Here is an 18,293-nt window from a genome sequence, read left to right as displayed (position 1 = left end):
CAAGGGGGCTCTGGTGAGGGCGCTAGGGTACCATTCCCCCTTTGCACGCACCGGACACAATCCATGATTCGAAGCATGACCGCCTATGCCGGCGGCGAGCGGGTCACCCCGTGGGGCACGCTGGGCTGCGAGCTGCGCTCGGTCAACCACCGCTTTCTGGAGGTCGGCACCCGCCTGCCCGAGGAACTGCGGGCGCTCGAACCACAGCTGCGCGAGCGCATCGCCGCGCGCCTGAGCCGCGGCAAGCTGGATCTGGTGATGCGCCTGCGCGCGCCGGAAGCGGCCGCCAACCTGCAGGTGGACGAGGCCCTGCTGGGCCAGCTGGGGCGCCTGGCGCACCGCCTGACCTCCGATTTCCCCAACCTGCAGGTCAGCTTCACCGACCTGCTGCAGCTGCCGGGCGTGACCCGCGGCGAGGCCACCGATGCCGCCGCCCTGCAGGTCGAGGCACTGGCCCTGCTGGACCAGGTGCTGGACGGCTTCGTCGAGGCCCGTGAGCGCGAAGGCGGCAAGCTGTCCGCGGCCATCAGCGAGCGCGTGGACGGCATCGAACGCATCGCCACCGAAGTGCGCACCTTGATTCCGGCCATTCGCGACGGCCAGCGCGCCAAGCTGGCCGCCCGCCTGGCTGACCTGCCGCACCCGGTCGACCCCGGCCGCGCCGAGCAGGAGCTGGTGCTGTGGCTGCAGAAGCTGGACGTGGATGAAGAGCTGGACCGCCTCGGCAGCCACATCGTCGAGATCCGCCGCGTGCTCAAGCAGCGCGAGCCGGTCGGTCGCCGCCTGGACTTCCTGCTGCAGGAGTTCAACCGCGAAGCCAACACGCTTGGGTCGAAGTCGGTGGACAGCCGTACGTCCAATGCGGCAGTGGAACTGAAGGTGCTGATCGACCAGATCCGCGAGCAGGTGCAGAACATCGAGTGATAGGGCGTGGCCGGGCGTGCCGTCAGGTCATCGAAGATGCGTGCCCTGGCGGTTGGGACGAGCGTGTGATGGGTGATCATTGATCCGCCTGGGTACGCATTTGGGGGATATTCAACGTCTCCACTTCGATGCACGGGCTGCGCCTACCTCCCTAGCGCTGCAGCAGTTCGGTGTATTGCTTGTAGCTGAACTGCTGGTTCCGTTTCTGATTCCCGGTACCGACAAGGACGTCAACGCTTTGCAGGACTTTGACAGCCGCGCTGGCGGTGGGAAATGTCACCCCCAGCCTTTCAGCTGCAAATGTAATGGTGAAGCGCGGCATCGTAGGCAGCATTTCGAACAAGCGGATCGCCTGCACCGTGCCGTCTTTCGCAGCCATGACCTTTCTCCGGTCGGCTGCGATGAGTGAGGCGATGTCGATGATGTTTCTTTGGGCGTTCTCGGCGGCTTCGGTCGTGCAGTCGAGGAAGAAGCGGATCCAACTCTCCCAGTCGCCATCGGCGCGGATGGCCGACAGAAGCCGGTAGTACTCGTCTTGATGTTTCTTGAGTTCGCCAGAGACATAGAGCAGTGGCTCCGGCAGCAGCTTCCAGTCTTCCAGCAATGCTGCAATCAGCAAGCGGCCTATGCGCCCATTGCCATCAAGGAACGGGTGGATCGTTTCGAACTGTGCATGGATCAAGGCAATGCGGACCAGAGGAGGAAGGTCTGTCGTAGGCTCGTGGATATAGCGCTCCATCTCACCCAGCAACCGTCCGACTTCCATGTGAGGAGGGGGGACGTAAAGAGCATTGCCTGGCCGGGTACCTGCGATCCAGTTCTGGGAGCGGCGCACTTCACCAGGTAACTTCTGCTCGCCGCGCGCACTGTTCAAAAGGATGCTATGTGCTTCGCACAACAGGCGCGTTGAGATCGGCAGGCCCCAATCGTGTTTCAGCTGGTCTCGCACATACGCGAACGCTTGCAGGTCACGTCGCTGACGTCCGTGGTACTGGCCACGTCGATTCCGGATTCTTGATCCAGCAGATCCGTCAGTGTCGCCTGAGTGCCCTCCATCTGGGAGGTCAACAAGGCCTCCTTGCGGATGGAGCTGTAGATCAGCCATTCAGCAGAAGCGACCAAACCTGACATGGCGGAGAGCCGTCCCAGCGCCGCCTCGGCTGCCGCATTGGCCATGTAGCAAGCAGGATCAAGGGGCGGCATCGTGGGCGGCAATGGATGGGGCACGAAGGCCTTGACAAGCTCGCCGCCCGAATCGGTGGTGGTGTAAGTGCCGGTGGTCCTGGGCATTTGCGCTCCTGGCGAGGCGTTGTTAAAGGGATCTTTAAGAATCCCGGCCGCTATTAAAGCATGCTTTAATAGTGCTGAGGTTGCTCCCAGTGGCACGTTATCCGAGCAAACCGATGAAGTGGTGCCGCCGCCATGGCTGCGGATCTCAACGACGGGGGATGCGCGCCCGAGGCAAGAACATCTCAAACCACCCTGACGCCCGCGGCTCCCTCGCTCAAGCGCCCCAGCACGGCCGCCTGGCCGAACCCCGCATCGTTGAAGCAGGCCAGCACCGCATCCAACGCTTCCGGCGCACAGGACACCAGCAGGCCGCCGCTGGTCTGCGGGTCGGTCAGCAGTGGCTGCCAGTGGGCGGCCAAGCCCTCGGCGAAGCGCACCTCGGCGCCATACGAGGCCCAGTTGCGGTTGGAGGCGCCGGTTACGCAGCCACGTTGCAGCAGGTCCAGGGTCTGCGGCAGCAGCGGCACCTGTGCACTGTCCACCTCGGCGGCCACGCCACTGGCGCGGCACACTTCCAGCAGGTGGCCGAGCAGGCCGAAGCCGGTGACGTCGGTCATCGCGTGCACGCCGTCCAGCGCGGCCAGCGGCACGCCCACGCTGTTCAGGCGGGTGGTCGACGCGACCATCTGCCGGTAGCCCTCGGCATCCAGGACTTCTTTCTTCAGGGCTGACGAGTACACGCCCACGCCCAACGGCTTGCCCAGCACCAGTACGTCACCGGCGCGTGCATCGGCATTGCGCTTGAGCCGCTGCGGGTCGAGCACGCCAATCGCGGCCAGGCCGTAGATGGGTTCCACCGAATCGATGCTGTGGCCGCCAGCCACCACGATGCCGGCATCGGCGCAGGCGCGTTCGCCACCCAGCAGGATGCCGCGGATCGTGTCCTGCGGCAGCGTATTGATCGGCATGCCGACGATGGCCAGTGCGAACAGCGGGCGCGCGCCCATCGCATACAGGTCCGACAGCGCATTGGTGGCGGCGATGCGGCCGAAGTCGAACGGGTCGTCGACAATCGGCATGAAGAAATCGGTGGTGGCGACGATTGCCTGCCGGTCATCGAGGCGATACACCGCGGCGTCGTCGCTGGTCTCGCGGCCGACCAGCAGCTCGGCCGGTGCCGGAAGCGCTGGAACGCCACGCAGCAGTTCGGTCAGCACCCCCGGCGCGATCTTGCAGCCGCAGCCACCGCCATGCGCGAGAGACGTCAGTCGTTGCGGGGCATCGGCCGTTGAAGGAGCGGGGGACTGCACGTGCGTGGCCATGCCGACATCTCCTGCGGAAACACGAATGGCGGAAGGCAGCAGGAGTCGAACCTACCAGGGAACGATCGACGCCCCCTACTGGGTTTGAAGCCCAGCCGCATGCCCGGATGCGCATGCCTTCCGAAAGTACGGCAATGCCGGTGGGCTCAGTCGCGGGCTGCATTCCACTGCAGGTCGCCGCGCGGCCGATGCTGGTCACCGACGCGTCGAGTGTAGCCAACGCGATTGAAGAACTCCAAGATCTGGATGCTGCGCTTGCGGCCGAGGCCGATGGCATCGCGGAACGCCGCCGCATCCACCGTGCCGCTGGCCTGTGACAGCTGCGCGACGATCGCGGCCAGCTCGGCGATGCGGGCCGGTGCATAGAACAGGTCGGGCACCACCTGGAACAGTTCACCACGCGCGGCAGCGCGGCGCAGGACCGCGCGGACCTCATCCTCGGGCAGGCCGATGTCGGCCGCCAGGGTACGTATCCACGGCGGATCGAAACCGCCCGCGTGCAGTTGCGGCAGCACGCGTTCGAGCAGCAGGCGTTCGCGTTCCGGCGGTGCGTGATCGTGGCCGGGCAAGCGCCACCATGCACCCGCGCGCTGCACGCTGCCATCGTCGAGCAGGTCCTGCAGCAGGGCGTTCCACAGGCTGGTTGCCAGCGCAGGCAGGGTGCTGCGCTGAAGGCGTCCACTGTCGACGCCGGGTTCGTCGGGGCGGTGCTCATGCCAGCCGCGCAGCGAGGTGAGCACCTGTTCGCGCAGCGCCTGCCAGTGCGGGGCAAGAATGATCACCGTGTCTTCGCGGGTAGTGATGCGGCGCGCGTCGTCGGGCAGGTCGATCCGGTCGGCGGCACGCCGGCAGTAGCGCTGCAGGGCGCCGAGGGGAATGCCGGCGGGTGCCTGCTGCAGCAGCGGGCCAACTCCAGCGGCGGCCGCCAGTTGCTCCAGCGCACCCAGCCACGCGAGCCGCGCCGGGCTGCGCCGACGCCGCTGCGGGGGATCTGGATCGAGCACTACACCACCGCCCAGGGTACGGGTCGCGGCCGAATCGCGGGCAATGAAGCGGTCGCCGCACATCGCGCAGACTGGTGCGTCGAACACCAGCTGTACCAACTGACCATTGCCGTGGTCATGGTCCTCCAGCAGCACCACGTGGGCCTGCCGGTGCATCGTGCCCCAGTGGATATGCAGTGGCGCCCAGTCGCGCAGAGGGACTTCCCGCGCGGAAAGCCGCAGGCGCACATCGACACGGGTGGTGGCCAGCAGCGCGCGTGGATCGGCAATCCAGTCGCCACGGCGGATGTCGTCGCGGGCGATGGCGGCCAGGTTCAGCGCGCAGCGTTGCCCAGCCATCGCGTGCTCGCTGGCCTGGTTCTGCGCATGGATGCTGCGCACGCGCACGTCGGTGGCGGCTGGCATCAGCTGCAGATGCTCACCCACCGCGGCGATGCCGCCATGTACCGCGCCGGTCACCAGCGTGCCGTGGCCGGCCAGCGAGAACACGCGGTCCACCGGCATGCGGAACAGTTCGCTGCGCAGTTCGGCCTGGCGTGTACTGGCATCGTCCGCCGCCCATGCGTGCAGCTGGGTACGCAGTGCGCTGATGCCGGCATCGTCGGGTGCGGTGCTGTTGCAGGCGAACAGAGGAGATTCCTGCAGCAGTGTCGCGGCCAGCAGCGCAGCAATCTCGATCTCGACCCGGGCGAGGCGCGCCGCATCCACACGGTCGATCTTGGTCAGCGCCACCGCGCCGCGATCCACGCCCAGCAGCTGCAGGATGGCCAGATGCTCGCGGGTCTGTGGCATCACGCCGTCGTCGGCAGCGATCACCAGCAGGGCGACATCGATACCCGTGGCGCCGGCCACCATCGTGTGCACGAAGCGCTCATGGCCTGGCACGTCGACGAAACCCAGCGTCGCAGCCGGGCCTTCGGCGTCCCTGCTTTCCACCGGGACATAGGCGTAGCCCAGTTCGATCGATATACCGCGCGTTCGCTCTTCCTGCAGGCGATCGGTTTCGATGCCGGTCAGTGCGCGTACCAGGCTGGTTTTGCCATGGTCGATATGCCCGGCGGTGCCGACGATCATGCCTGCAGCGTGCTCCACTGGGCGAGGAAGTCGGCTTCGTCGGCCGGTTCCAGGCAGCGCAGGTCCAGCCACAGCGCGTCATCGGCAATGCGGCCCAGCACGGGTCGCGGCAGCTGACGCAAGCGCTTGGCCAGGCGATCCAGTCCGCCACGGCGCGCGCTGGTAATGCGCAGTCCGGCGCTGGCCAGCTGCGCCTGTGGCTGGGCGCCGCTGCCGATCTGGCTCTGCATTGGTGACCGTTCAAGATCGTAGTCGGCCGCGAGCACGGAACGCATCGGCTGCAGCAGGCGCTGGGCCTGCACATCGATGTCCTCCTGCGTGCGTGACAGGGTGCGCAGGGTCGGCAGTCGCTGTGCCAGCAGCTCCGGCTCGCGGTACAGGGCCAGCACCGCTTCCAGTGCGGCCAGGCCCATCTTGTCCATGCGCAGTGCCCGCTTCAGCGGGTTGCGGTTGATCCGCGCGATCAGGTCGGCGCGGCCGGCGATGATGCCGGCCTGCGGCCCGCCCAGCAGCTTGTCGCCACTGAACGACACCAGGTCGGCGCCGGCCGCCAGCGTTTCCTGCACGGTGGGCTCGTGCGGCAGGCCGAAGGCCGCCAGAACGCACAGGCTGCCACTGCCCAGATCCACCACAAGCGGCAGGCCGTGCTCGTGCGCGATGGCTGCCATCGCCGCGGTGTCGACCTTGGCGGTGAAGCCGGTGATCGCATAGTTGCTGGCGTGTACCTCCATCAGCAGCGCGGTGCGCGTGCCGATGACATTGGCGAAGTCGGCCGGGTGAGTGCGGTTGGTGGTGCCGACTTCCAGCAGCCGCGCGCCGGCACTGCGCATCACATCGGGAATGCGGAAGGCGCCACCGATCTCCACCAGCTCGCCGCGTGACACCACCACGTCGCGGCGGTTGGCCAGGCTGTTGAGCAGCAGCAGGACCGCCGCCGCATTGTTGTTGACCACGGTGGCGGCTTCTGCGCCGGTCAGTTCGCAGATCAATGCCTGCACCCGTGCATCGCGGTCGCCGCGACGGCCGCGGCTGATGTCGAACTCCAGATCCACCGGTGCGGTCATCGCGCGGGTGACCGCGTGCACGGCGGCATCCGGCAGCAAGGCGCGGCCGAGATTGGTGTGCAGCACGGTGCCGGTCAGATTGAACATCGGCTGCAGATCCTGCCGTGCGTCAGCGGCCAGTGCGGCCTCGACTGCTGCCACCAGCGCCGGGCCGTCAACCGCTTCCTGCAGCTGCGTGGCCGAGAGCTGGCCGGCGCTGATACGGTCGCGCAGCACCTGCAGGTGCGAACGCAGCAGCTGGGTGATACGGCTGCGGCCGTGGCCCTCGATCAGTGCTGCCAAGGCAGGCAGACGCAGCAACCGGTCCAGCGAGGGCAGGGCAGCGGCCGATGCCGGGGTGGGGGGCGTGGCTGTCATCGCCTCACTCGCCGTCGGATTGCCACAGCAGCGGATTCTGGCTGGCGCGCGCATACCCTTCCTCGCCCAGCAGCAGGTCCAGCGCCAGTGTGCCGAGGTCGTCGGCCACCGGCTCCAGCGACGGGTCTTTCTCCAGATACAGGATCTTGCGGTAGCTGTGGCAGTGGTCGCAGGTCTCGGCACGGACCGCGCTCTCGCGCACCGCCTCGCCGCTGTCGCCGTCCACATCGGCCAGGGCGCGATAGGCGATGTCCTTGCCGGCGGCACCACACTGGCTGCACTGCACGCGTACGTAGTGCCACTGGCAGGCACACAGCGAGCACGACAGGTAGCGGTAGGAGGCATAGGGCGGCCGCGCCTGCACCACGCTGACCACCGGCAGGGTGCCGCACAGCGGGCACAGCCCCGGTGCATCGGCCAGCGGCTTCAGCTCGGTGGGGCGGAAGCTGTCCGCCAGCACCGCCCAGTAGACCTGCAGCGCGTTCATCACCAGCAGCGCAGCCACCGCATCCACCGACGGCGCGTCATCACGCTCCAGCACCGCATGCGCCTGCGCATCCAGCCACCCGTCATCGGCAGCAGCAACGCGCTGCAGTTCCTGGCGGGTTTCCGCCGGCAGGCCGGCTTCTTCAGCGCAGTGTTGGCATAGCGTGCGCAGCCAGCCGCGCCAACAGCCATCCAGCTGAAGTGTGTTGGTCGGCCGCAACGGCATCCCGGCGCCGGCCGCCGCATTCGACTGCTGTGCACGCGCCTGTGCCTGAAGTTCCTCGCGTTGCTGCGGTGTCAGATCCTCCAGCAGCGCCTGCTGCGCATCGGCCAACGCCGCCAGCAGCTGCAGGTAACCACCGATGGCACTGTGTGCAGCCAGACTGCGCAGGCGGTCCGCACGTCCGGCAAACAGCGACGCGGTATCGGGCAGGATGATGCGCGGAACATCGCGCGAGGCCAGCGTCTCGATCTCACCGGGTTCAAGGATGCGTTGCGCCATGCAGGGCCAGCCAGAAGAACCAGGCTCCATCCTCGCCGTTGTCGACGCTGGCGTCCAGCGTGTTCCAGGCAAAGCAGTCGAGCAAAGCAGTCGAGCATGGCTTGTATGTTCCTCCCGGCTCCTACGCGGTATGTAGGAGCCAGGGTGGAGGGACCGTCAAGCATGCATCTGCGGATACTAGCCGACAGACGAGTCGAGCGATCCCCATCCCGCACACGAACGTCGATAAAGGATCGTACGGCCCCCAAAGGGGATCGTCGATGTAGGCAAGCTAACGTCGGTGCGGTACCACCCCAGCCCCTTAAAGATAGCTGGGAGCCGTACAAATGTCTGATTCTCTCGATATTGGCGTGGACGTGGACTCCAAGGAGTTCGTACCGGCAGTGGCCGACCGCAAGGCCGGCGACAGGATCGCCAACACCCGGGCCGGCATAGCCCAGTGGCTCAACACCTTGCCCCAGCGATGCCGGATTGGCATGGAGGCGACGGGGCGGTACTACGAGTTGTTGGCTCGGATGGCTGGCCAAGCAGGCCACGTTGTCTATGTGATCAATCCACGTCTGATCAAGCACTACGGCCGGGCGACGGGCTCGCGTGGCAAGACGGACGCCATGGACGCCGAAGCGATCGCCCGGTACGTGAAGAAGGAGAACGATCGCCTGCGTGAATACGTACCGCGTACCGACGAGCAGCAACAGATGCACGATTTGCTGCGCAAGCGGCAGACGCTGGTAAAGACACGCGCGCGCCTGGAGCAATCCTTCGGGGTAAGCAAAAGTGCCCCCGGGGAGCTGTCAGATCTGTTCTGCGCTCTGGCTGGGACGCTGTCCGAGCTGGAAAGCGAACTGCAGCGCTTGGGTCGCGATGGAGAGCATGGCGCGCTCTACAAGCGCCTGTTGACCATCCCTGGTATCGGCCCTGCCGTCGCCGCTCACCTGATCTACTACATGACGCGCTGGCCGTTGGCCAACGCCAACGCGTGGATCGCCTGCACCGGCCTGGATCCCCGGCCCAACGAGTCTGGCGGCAGAACGGGACGGCGTCGGCTGTCCAAACAGGGCGCGCCAGTGCTGCGCCAGATGCTCTACATGGCCGCAATGGGGCTCAAGCGGTGTCGCCGGGGGCAACCGCTCTACGACGAGCTGTCAAAACGCGGTCACCCCAGCACCGCCGTCTTCAACATCCTGGCCAGAAAGCTGGCCAGGATCGCCTGGGGTGTCTTCAAAAGCGGCCGGGACTTCGATCCGGCCATGCTGAAGGTGGGTCAAGCCTGCTTCCAGCAGGCTTGACCGCGAACATAGGATCTCGACTCTACAAAAAAGCCGGTTTCGATCATTGCCGTGTTCATCGTGTCGACCAAGGTCGACACCCACCAAAAGCACCGGGGACCTGTCGAGGGGGACCGGACCCACCGCGCCATCCCTCAGGAAACCCGCTCTTGACGTTGATGTTGACGTTGATCCAGCGGGTGCAGGGCCGCAGGCCCTGCCGCTACCCCTCTTCCCGCCGTCCGCGCAGGATGTCCCGGAACCACTGCCGGTGATGCTTGTACGCCCACCCGTAGGTCACCTTGCCCTGGGTCATCGCCCGCACCGAGCCCTTGATCCAGATCGCTGCATAGATGTGCACCACGATCGCGCAGACCAGCACCCAGCCGAACAGCGCATGGGCGAGCACCGAGAAGCGGATCACCCCGATCGGGAAGAAGTGGCTGAAGTACTGCCGCCAGATCACGAAGCCGGTCAGCAGCAGCGCCGACAGGCAACCGATGATCGCCCAGAACAGCAGCTTCTGGCCGGCATTGAAGCGACCCACCGGTGGCAGCTTCTCGTCCTCGTTGCGCAGTACATCGCGCATGCCGCGCATCCACTTGCCATCGTCGGCGGTCGGCAGATTGTCGCGCCACATGCGGAACGCCAGCAGCGCAAAGCCGACGACCATGGCCAGGCCGATGAACGGGTGCAGGATGCGCGTCCATGGCCCACCGCCAAACAACTGGGTCAGCGGGAACAGGGCAGGGTGGAACAACGCCAGCCCGGACAGCGCGGTCAACACGAAGCAGATCGCCACAATCCAGTGATTGATGCGGGTCGGCGCGCGGTAGCGGATGATCTGCCGCGGGTGCGGGGCGTACTTCATGGCCGCTGCTCCTCTTCGATCTTCTTCGCCTCGTGCTCGGCTTCCTCTTCTTCCTCGTCATTGACCGTGTTGCGGCCGATGCCGATGTAATGCAGGAAGCCGGCGAAGGCGGTAGCGGCAATCGCCAGCACGCCCAGCGGCTTGGCCACGCCCTTCCACACCTCCACCATCGGGCTGATGCGCGGGTCCTTCGGCAGGTCGGCATACAGTTCCGGCTTGTCCACGTGCTGCAGCACGTACATCACATGGGTGCCGCCCACACCCTGCGGGTCGTACAGGCCGGCGTTCTCGTAGCCGCGCGATTTCAGGTCTTCCACGCGTCCCGCCGCGTGCTCGGTCATCGCCTGCTTGCTGCCGAAGGTGATCGCACCGGTCGGGCAGGTCTTCACGCAGGCCGGTTCCTGGCCCACCGCCACCCGGTCCGAACACAGCGTGCACTTGTAGGCCTTGTGGTCCTTCTTGGAGATGCGCGGTACGTCGAACGGGCAACCGGTCACGCAGTAGCCGCAGCCGATGCAGTTCTCTTCCTGGAAGTCGACGATGCCGTTGGCGTACTGGATGATCGCGCCCGGCGACGGGCAGGCCTTCAGGCAGCCCGGATCGCTGCAGTGCATGCAGCCTTCCTTGCGGATCAGCCACTCCAGCTTGCCCTTCTCGTCCTCGTACTCGCGGAACTTCATCACCGTCCACGACTGTTCGCTCAGGTCGGGCGGGTTGTCGTAGCTGCCAACGCAGCTGCCGACCTCGTCGCGCAGATCATTCCACTCCATGCAGGCGACCTGGCAGGCCTTGCAGCCGATGCACTTGCTCACATCGATCAGCTTGGCGACCTGGCCGGTGTGCGCGCCACGCGCCTCCGGCGAGGGCGTGGTGGTGGCCGAGCGGCGGATGATGTCCAGGGATTGCAGTGACATGGCGTGTCTCCTACACCTTCTCGACCTTGACCAGGATGCACTTCGATTCGGGCGTCTGCGAGTTGCCGTCACCGATGGCGTTGGTCAGCGTATTGGCGATGTATCCGGGCTTGGCCGCACCGAGGAAGCCCCAGTGGATCGGCACGCCCACCTGGTGCACGGTCCGGCCATCGATCTGCAGGGCCTTGATGCGCTTGGTCACCATGGCGACCGCTTCGATGTGGCCGCGCTTGGAACTGACCCGCACGCGGCTGCCGTTGTTGATGCCCAGCTCGTCGGCCAACGCCGCGCCGATCTCGACGAACTGCTCGGGCTGGATGATGGCGTTCAACTTGCCGTGCTTGGTCCAGAAGTGGAAATGCTCGGTCAGGCGGTAGGTGGTGGCCACATGCGGGAACTCGTCCGGTGAACCGATCTGTGCGCGATCGCTGGCGAATACGCGGGCGGCCGGGTTGTTCAGCGTCAGTGCCTGGCCGGGGCTGAGCGGGTTGCTGCGCAGCGGTGTATCGAACGGTTCGTAGTGCTCCGGGAACGGGCCTTCGGCCATGCCGGCCTTGGCGAAGAAGCGGGCGATGCCCTCCGAGTTCATGATGAACGGGCCCATTCCGCCGGCGGGATCTTCGTCGGCCTTGAAGTCGGGCACGTCCACGCTGCCCCAGTTTTTCCCGTTCCACGCCAGCAGCGTGCGCCGTGGATCAAATGGCTTTCCGGCGACGTCGCACGAGGCGCGGTTGTACATCACGCGACGATTGGCCGGCCACGCCCAGGCCCAGCCCAGCGTGTTGCCGATGCCAGTGGGGTCGCTGTTGTCACGCCGCGCCATCATGTTGCCGGTCGGGCCCCAGGCACCGATGTAGATCCAGCAGCCGGAGGCGGTGCTGCCGTCGTCGCGCAGGTCGCCGAATGCGGCCAACTGCTCGCCGGCCTTGCGCACCAGCTTGGTTGGGTCCTTCGGATCGAACACGTCGGTCAGCGCCTTGCCGTTGTATTCCATCGCCAGTTCTTCGGGCGTGGGTACCTCAGGGTTGGCGTAGTTCCAGGCCAGGTCGCGCACCGGCTCCCACCACGCACCGCCGTCCTTCTCGTACATCGCTTTGATGCGATGGAACAGCTCGGACATGATCTCGATGTCGCTGCGCGCTTCTCCCGGTGGGTTGGCACCCTTCCAGTGCCACTGCAGCCAGCGCGAGGAATTCACCACCGCGCCGTTCTCCTCGGCGAAGGAGGTGGTCGGCAGGCGGAATACTTCGGTCTGGATCGTGCTCGGGTCGACGTCGTTCAACGCACCGTGGTTCTGCCAGAAGGCGATGGTCTCGGTTTCCAGCGGGTCCATGCTGACCATGAACTTCAGCTTGGAGAACGCGCTGATCAGCTTGCCCTTGTTCGGCGCCGAGGCCAGCGGATTGAAGCCCTGGCAGATGTAGCCGTGGATCTTGCCTTCGTTCATCAGCTCGTACGCCTGCAGCATGTCGTACGGCTTGTCGAGCTTGGGCAGGTAATCGAAACACCAGTTGTTGTCGGCGGTGGCGGCGTCGCCCCACCACGATTTCATCAGGCTGACGTGGAACTTCGGGTAGTTCTGCCAGAACGACATCTGGTTGGCGCGCAGCGGCTTCTGCGTGCGCTTGGCGATGTAGGCCTCGTAGTCCTGCTCGTCCTGTTTCGGTAGGGTCAGGTAGCCGGGCAGCAGGTCGGACATCAGGCCGATGTCGGTCAGGCCCTGGATGTTGGAGTGCCCGCGCAAGGCGTTCATGCCACCACCGGCCACGCCGATGTTGCCCAGCAGCAGCTGCACCATGGTGCCGGCACGCACGTTCTGCGCACCGATCGAATGCTGCGTCCAGCCCAGCGCGTACAGGATGGTCATCGCCTTGTCCTTGCCGGCGGTGGACGCGATCATCTCCCAGACCTGGCGGATGCTGTCCGCCGGCGTCCCGCAGATGCGTTCGACCATCTCCACGGTGTAGCGCGCGTAGTGCTGCCTGAGCAGGGTGTAGACGCAGCGCGGGTCCTTCAGCGTCGGGTCGCTGCGCACGAAGCCATCGTCACCGTAGGCGTAGTCCCAGCTGGAGCGGTCGTAGCTGCGCTTCTCTTCGTTGTAGCCCGAATACAGGCCGTCCTTGAAGGCGAACTCGTCCTTCACCAGGAACGACATGTCGGTGTAGTTCAGCACGTACTCGTGCTGGATGCGGTCCTCGGTCAACAGGTAGTTGATCAGGCCCCCCAGGAACACGATGTCGGTACCGGTGCGGATCGGCGCGTACACGTCGGCCACCGCGGCCGAGCGGTTGAAGCGCGGATCGACCACGATCAGGCGTGCCTTGTTGTGTGCCTTGGCCTCGGTCACCCATTTGAACCCGCACGGGTGCGCCTCGGCGGCATTGCCACCCATGATCAGGATCAGGTCGGCATTCTTGATGTCGACCCAGTGATTCGTCATCGCACCACGGCCTAGCGTCGGGGCAAGACCTGCCACCGTCGGGCCGTGTCAGACACGTGCCTGGTTGTCGAATGCCAGCATGCCAAGGGAGCGCACGACCTTGTGGGTCAGCACCGCGGTTTCATTGCTGGTGGCCGAGGCCGCCAGCATGCCGGTGGTCAGCCAGCGGTTGACCGTCTGCCCGGCCTCGTTCTTCTGCACGAAGTTGGCATCGCGGTCTTCCTTCATCAGCCGCGCGATGCGGTCCAGCGCATCGTCCCAGCTCAGCCGCTTCCACTCGTTCGAGCCCGGTGCGCGGTACTCGGGGTAGAGCAGGCGCGACTTGCTGTGGATGATGTCGGCCAGGCCGGCACCCTTCGGGCACAGTGTGCCGCGGTTGACCGGATGGTCCGGGTCGCCCTCGATATGGAAGATGCTCGGCTCGGCGTTCTTGGCGCCATCGCCGAGGCTGTACATCAGGATGCCGCAGGCCACCGAACAGTACGTGCAGGTGTTGCGGGTCTCGGTCGCGCGGGTCAGTTTGTATTGCCTGACCTCCGCGAGCGCGATGCCGGGCGCGAAGCCCATCAATGCCAGACTGGAGCCGACCAGGGTTGTCCCGGTCACTTTCAGGAACTGGCGGCGGCTCATCGATGGCATGCCGTTCTCCTGGGATGGCGGGGAGGCGCAGGCCTCCGGGCTGTCGTTGGGTACGGCCCGGTTATAGCACAGGCCCCCGTACGCCCATGTGGCACAAGGCCCGGCGCCCGCCAGACGGGCGCGCAACGGGGCCGCTCTGGTAAAGTTGCGTGCCCGCCCCCGGGGAAAGCGTCTGCCGGGCCTGGTTCCAGGATGTTCCGCGCAGCCCCCGCCGTCCTGGCGCGATCCTCCGCGCCGGATCTGGAACACCGAGGAAAAATTTTGCGAAATCAACCCGTTGGATCCCCCGCATGAGCGCCCCGTCGAAGCCGTCGGACGCCGTTGCGCGCGGCACGCTGTACATCGTTGCCGCCCCGTCCGGTGCCGGCAAGAGCAGCATCGTCAATGCCACCCTGGCGCGTGACCCGCAGATCGCCCTGTCGATCTCCTTCACCTCGCGCGCGATGCGCCCGGGTGAAGTGAACGGCCGGCACTACCATTTCGTCTCTGCGGAGAGGTTCGAGGAAATGATCGCCGCCGGCGACTTCTTCGAGCATGCCTGGGTGCACGGCGACTGGAAGGGCACCGCCCGGCAGTCGGTGGAGCCGCAGCTGGCCGCCGGCCAGGACGTGCTGCTGGAAATCGACTGGCAGGGCGCGCAGCAGGTGCGCCAGCTGGTGCCGGGCACGGTCACCGTGTTCATCCTGCCGCCGTCCAAGCAGGCCCTGCAGGACCGCATGCGCAAGCGCGGCCAGGACAGCGAGGCGGTCATCGCCCAGCGCCTGGGCGCGGCACGCGATGAAATGCTGCACTTCAACGAGTTCGACTACGTCATCGTCAACGAGGTGTTCGACACCGCCGTGGACGAGCTGTGCGCCATCTTCACCGCCAGCCGCCTGCGCCGGGAGGCCCAGAAGGTCCGCCACGCCGGCCTGATCCAGGCCCTGCTGACCCCCGATCCGGGTGCAACTGACTGATTCCAAAAGAATCGGGTGGGGGTTGGCTTGATTTTGTCCAGCCCCTGCCAGTACACTCCGTCCCCTTTCCCTCATTCGACTGAGCGGCCGACCGGTCGCCGGGAGCCCGTATGGCCCGCATCACCGTAGAAGATTGCCTGGAAGTCGTTAACAACCGTTTCGAACTGGTCATGATGGCTTCCAAGCGTGCCCGCCAGCTCGCCAACGGCGTGCAGGCCACGCTGGACAACAGCGAGACCGAGGACAAGCCGACCGTGCTGGCGCTGCGCGAAATCGCCGCCCGCAAGATCGACAACGCGCTGATCGACGAAGTCGAGAAGGCCGAGCGTGAGCGCGCCGAGCGCGAAGCGCTGGAGTGGGCTGCCGCCGAAGTGGTCGCCGACGAAGACATGTCCAAGAACGACGATTGATCGCATCGATCAACGTCATTGCTGGATCGCCGAACAGCCCGCCCCGTGCGGGCTGTTTCGCATTCAGGATTTGCCGTAAACGTCGCGCTGGAATAGGCTTCGGGCATGAACCCAGGCCCCACTGCCAAGGTCGCCGCAGCCCCCGCTGCCGCCGTACCCGACTACGTCCTCCAGCTTGAACGCGCCGCCCATTACCTGCCGCCGGAACAGCTGCCGCTGTTGCGCCGTGCCTGGGAAGTCGGAGCCGCCGCACACGCCGGGCAGACGCGCAAGTCGGGCGAGCCCTATATCACCCATCCGGTGGCCGTGGCCCAGGTGCTGGCCGAGCTCGGCCTGGACGTGGAAGCGCTGATCGCCGCGATCCTGCACGACACCATCGAAGACACCCCGCTGACCCGTGAGGCGCTGGCCGCCGAGTTCGGCGAAGCCGTGGCCGAACTGGTCGACGGCGTGACCAAGCTGGACAAGCTGAAGTTCCGCGACCGCCAGGAAGCGGCCGCCGAGAGCTTCCGCAAGATGCTGCTGGCGATGTCGCGCGACCTGCGTGTGATCATGATCAAGCTGGCCGACCGCCTGCACAACATGCGCACGCTGGGCGCGCAGAGCCGCGAAGCGCGCGGCCGCATCGCCCGCGAGACGCTGGAGATCTACGCGCCCATCGCCCAGCGCCTGGGCATGAGCCTGGTCAAGAGCGAGCTGCAGAACCTCGGCTTCAAGGCGCTGTATCCGTGGCGCCACGCGATCCTGGAAAAGCACATCCGCAGCCAGCCGGTGGTCCGCCGTGAAGCGCTGGCGCAGGTGGAAGTGCAGCTGTCGCAGCGGTTGGCGAAGGAAGGCATCGAGCACCGCCTGGTCAGCCGCATCAAGACCCCGTGGAGCATCTACAACAAGATGCGCGACGAGAACAAATCCTTCGACCAGGTGATGGACGTGTTCGGCTTCCGCCTGGTCGTGCGCAGCGTGCCCAGCTGTTACCACGCGCTGGGTTCGGTGCATGCCACCTTCAAACCGCTGGATGGCCGCTTCCGCGATTTCATCGCCATTCCCAAGGCCAACGGTTACCAGTCGCTGCATACGGTGCTGTTCGGGCCGTATGGTTCGCCCATCGAAGTGCAGATCCGCACCGAAGAGATGGACCTGATCGCCGAACGTGGCGTGGCCGCGCACTGGACCTACAAGTTCGGCGGCGATTCACCGAACAGCGCGCAGAGCCGCGCACACGCCTGGATCGTTGAGCTGATCGACTCGCAGCGTGCCGCCGGTTCCTCGCTGGAGTTCCTCGACAACGTCAAGGTCGACCTGTTCCCGGACGAGGTCTACCTGTTCACCCCGAAGGGCAAGATCCTGGCCCTGCCGCGCAATTCCACCGCGCTGGACTTCGCCTACGCCGTGCATACCGACGTCGGCAACATGGCCGTGGCCTCGCGCGTGGACAAGAAGCTGGTGCCGTTGCGCACCAAGCTGGTGTCGGGCCAGTCGGTGGAGATCATCACCGCACGCTCGGCCACGCCGAAACCGCAGTGGCTGGAATTCGTGGTTACCAGCAAGGCGCGCACCGCCATCCGCCACCAGCTCAAGCAGCTGGAGCACGAAGACGCCGTGCAGCTCGGCCACCGCATGCTCGACCGTGCGCTGGAGGCGATGGATTCGTCGCTGGAACGGCTGCCGAAGGGGCGCCTGGATGCGTTCCTGGCCGAGCATCGTTTCCCGCGCCTGGAGGCGCTGCTGGCCGAGGTCGCGCTGGGCAACTGGATGCCGACCCAGGCCGCGCAGGCGCTGATGGCCTACGCCGAACTGCGTGGCGGCCCGCATTCGCGCCACCATTCGCAGGAAAAGATCCTGATCAACGGCAGCGAGCGCGGCGTGGTTACCTTCGCCGGCTGCTGCCAGCCGATTCCCGGCGACGAGATCATGGGCTACCACACCGCCGGCAAGGGCATCGTGGTGCACCGCATGGACTGCCCGAACCTGGCCGAGCTGCGCAAGTCGCCCGAGCGCTGGGTGCCGATCGGCTGGGATACCACCGTCTCCGGCGACTACGACACTTCGCTGGTGGTGGAAGTAGAGAACGGCACCGGCGTGCTGGCGCAGCTGGCCGCTGCCATCGCCCAGAGCCATTCCAACATCGAGCGCGTGGACTACCTGGACCGTGATTTCAACGCCGCCGTGCTGGCGTTCAACATCCAGGTGCGCGACCGCAACCATCTGGCCGAAGTGATGCGCCGCCTGCGCCGGCTGTCGGTCGTGCAGTCGGTACGCCGCCAGTAACGCGAACCCGGTAGTGCCGGCCGCTGGCCGGCAACTTCGCGATGCTTCCGACGTTCATGGGTTTGCCGGCCAGCGGCCGGCACTACCGAAGCGGCGCGGTAGATCCACGCCATGCGTGGATGCACCCCCACCCGGTACAATCACCGCTCTGTTTTCCCCCAAGCACCGGAGCGACCCATGTCCCGCCAGATCATCAACACCGAAAAGGCTCCCGCCGCCATCGGCCCGTATTCGCAGGCCGTGCGCGCCGGCAACACCGTGTACTTCTCCGGCCAGATCCCGCTCGACCCGGCCACCGGTGACATCGTCGGCGCCGGTGACGTCGAAGCGCAGGCCCGCCGCGCCTTCGACAACCTCAAGGCCGTGGCCGAAGCCGCCGGCGGCTCGCTGGACAAGGTCGTGCGCCTTGGCCTGTACCTGACCGACCTGGGCGAGTTCGCCAAGGTCAACGCCGTCATGCAGGACTACTTCCAGGCCCCGTACCCGGCCCGTTCCACCATCGAAGTCTCCGGCCTGCCGAAGGGCGCCAACTTCGAGGTCGACGCGGTGATGGTCATCGACTGA

Annotated in this window: 15 protein-coding genes and 1 tRNA gene; 6 read left to right on the top strand and 10 right to left on the bottom strand. The window is 66.1% G+C overall.

The window, feature by feature from the left end:
* The first annotated feature begins 63 nt into the window (after positions 1-63).
* Positions 64-924, top strand: coding sequence for a YicC/YloC family endoribonuclease (locus ACZK3W_RS17935; RefSeq protein WP_019661992.1), 861 nt, complete (start codon positions 64-66; stop codon positions 922-924).
* Positions 925-1,075: 151 nt separating this feature from the next.
* On the opposite strand, the gene ACZK3W_RS17930 is transcribed toward ACZK3W_RS17935, so the two are convergent.
* The 7 genes from ACZK3W_RS17930 to fdhE all read right to left on the bottom strand — a co-directional run bounded on the left by ACZK3W_RS17930 (position 1,076) and on the right by fdhE (position 7,963).
* Positions 1,076-1,873 (bottom strand): Fic family protein, encoded by a 798-nt coding sequence (locus tag ACZK3W_RS17930; RefSeq protein ID WP_478450139.1) that lies wholly within the window; start codon positions 1,871-1,873, stop codon positions 1,076-1,078.
* Positions 1,858-2,214: a Fic/DOC family N-terminal domain-containing protein gene (locus ACZK3W_RS17925; RefSeq protein ID WP_478450138.1), complete on the bottom strand. Its 357-nt coding sequence runs from the start codon at positions 2,212-2,214 to the stop codon at positions 1,858-1,860. Before ACZK3W_RS17925 ends, ACZK3W_RS17930 begins: the two co-directional genes overlap by 16 nt.
* A 182-nt stretch (positions 2,215-2,396) precedes the next feature.
* The gene (gene selD, locus ACZK3W_RS17920) at positions 2,397-3,476 is read right to left on the bottom strand and encodes a selenide, water dikinase SelD (protein WP_478450137.1); all 1,080 of its coding nucleotides are present in this window, start codon (positions 3,474-3,476) and stop codon (positions 2,397-2,399) included.
* Between the two features lie 26 nt (positions 3,477-3,502).
* A tRNA-Sec gene (locus ACZK3W_RS17915) sits at positions 3,503-3,598 on the bottom strand.
* A 24-nt stretch (positions 3,599-3,622) separates the two neighbouring features.
* Complete coding sequence (gene selB / locus ACZK3W_RS17910; RefSeq protein WP_478450136.1) at positions 3,623-5,554, bottom strand: selenocysteine-specific translation elongation factor; 1,932 nt, start codon at positions 5,552-5,554, stop codon at positions 3,623-3,625.
* Complete coding sequence (selA, locus tag ACZK3W_RS17905) at positions 5,551-6,975, bottom strand: L-seryl-tRNA(Sec) selenium transferase (RefSeq protein ID WP_478450135.1); 1,425 nt, start codon at positions 6,973-6,975, stop codon at positions 5,551-5,553. The genes selB and selA overlap by 4 nt, the downstream gene beginning before the upstream one ends.
* Before the next feature lie 4 nt (positions 6,976-6,979).
* Complete coding sequence (fdhE, locus tag ACZK3W_RS17900; protein WP_478450134.1) at positions 6,980-7,963, bottom strand: formate dehydrogenase accessory protein FdhE; 984 nt, start codon at positions 7,961-7,963, stop codon at positions 6,980-6,982.
* 326 nt (positions 7,964-8,289) lie between these two features.
* Here fdhE and ACZK3W_RS17895 point away from each other — a divergent pair, with 326 nt between their 5' ends.
* The gene (locus tag ACZK3W_RS17895) at positions 8,290-9,252 is read left to right on the top strand and encodes an IS110 family transposase (protein WP_107314971.1); all 963 of its coding nucleotides are present in this window, start codon (positions 8,290-8,292) and stop codon (positions 9,250-9,252) included.
* Positions 9,253-9,454: 202 nt separating this feature from the next.
* On the opposite strand, the gene ACZK3W_RS17890 is transcribed toward ACZK3W_RS17895, so the two are convergent.
* Genes ACZK3W_RS17890 through fdnG form a run of 3 tightly spaced genes read right to left on the bottom strand, consistent with a single transcriptional unit; the run spans position 9,455 to position 14,095 of the window.
* Positions 9,455-10,102: a formate dehydrogenase subunit gamma gene (locus ACZK3W_RS17890; RefSeq protein ID WP_032127833.1), complete on the bottom strand. Its 648-nt coding sequence runs from the start codon at positions 10,100-10,102 to the stop codon at positions 9,455-9,457.
* Positions 10,099-11,016, bottom strand: coding sequence for a formate dehydrogenase subunit beta (gene fdxH, locus ACZK3W_RS17885; protein WP_012481154.1), 918 nt, complete (start codon positions 11,014-11,016; stop codon positions 10,099-10,101). The genes ACZK3W_RS17890 and fdxH overlap by 4 nt, the downstream gene beginning before the upstream one ends.
* A gap of 10 nt (positions 11,017-11,026) precedes the next feature.
* Complete coding sequence (gene fdnG, locus ACZK3W_RS17880) at positions 11,027-14,095, bottom strand: formate dehydrogenase-N subunit alpha (protein WP_478450133.1); 3,069 nt, start codon at positions 14,093-14,095, stop codon at positions 11,027-11,029.
* 290 nt (positions 14,096-14,385) lie between these two features.
* Between fdnG and gmk the strand changes: the two genes are divergently transcribed.
* From gmk to ACZK3W_RS17860, 4 genes are all read left to right on the top strand, one after another.
* Positions 14,386-15,051 carry a guanylate kinase gene (gmk, locus tag ACZK3W_RS17875; RefSeq protein WP_024958153.1) on the top strand — a complete coding sequence of 222 codons (666 nt, stop codon included), beginning with the start codon at positions 14,386-14,388 and terminating at the stop codon, positions 15,049-15,051.
* A gap of 110 nt (positions 15,052-15,161) precedes the next feature.
* Positions 15,162-15,461: a DNA-directed RNA polymerase subunit omega gene (rpoZ, locus tag ACZK3W_RS17870; protein ID WP_005410877.1), complete on the top strand. Its 300-nt coding sequence runs from the start codon at positions 15,162-15,164 to the stop codon at positions 15,459-15,461.
* 105 nt (positions 15,462-15,566) lie between these two features.
* Positions 15,567-17,729 carry a RelA/SpoT family protein gene (locus ACZK3W_RS17865; RefSeq protein WP_010484045.1) on the top strand — a complete coding sequence of 721 codons (2,163 nt, stop codon included), beginning with the start codon at positions 15,567-15,569 and terminating at the stop codon, positions 17,727-17,729.
* A 177-nt stretch (positions 17,730-17,906) separates the two neighbouring features.
* On the top strand, positions 17,907-18,293 hold the full coding sequence (locus ACZK3W_RS17860; protein WP_005410875.1) for a RidA family protein: 387 nt from the start codon (positions 17,907-17,909) through the stop codon (positions 18,291-18,293).

The organism is Stenotrophomonas sp. 80084_Sma, from assembly GCF_056481995.1.
Note: the sequence above shows the minus strand (reverse complement) of the source record. Positions and strands in the feature narration are given on the sequence as shown.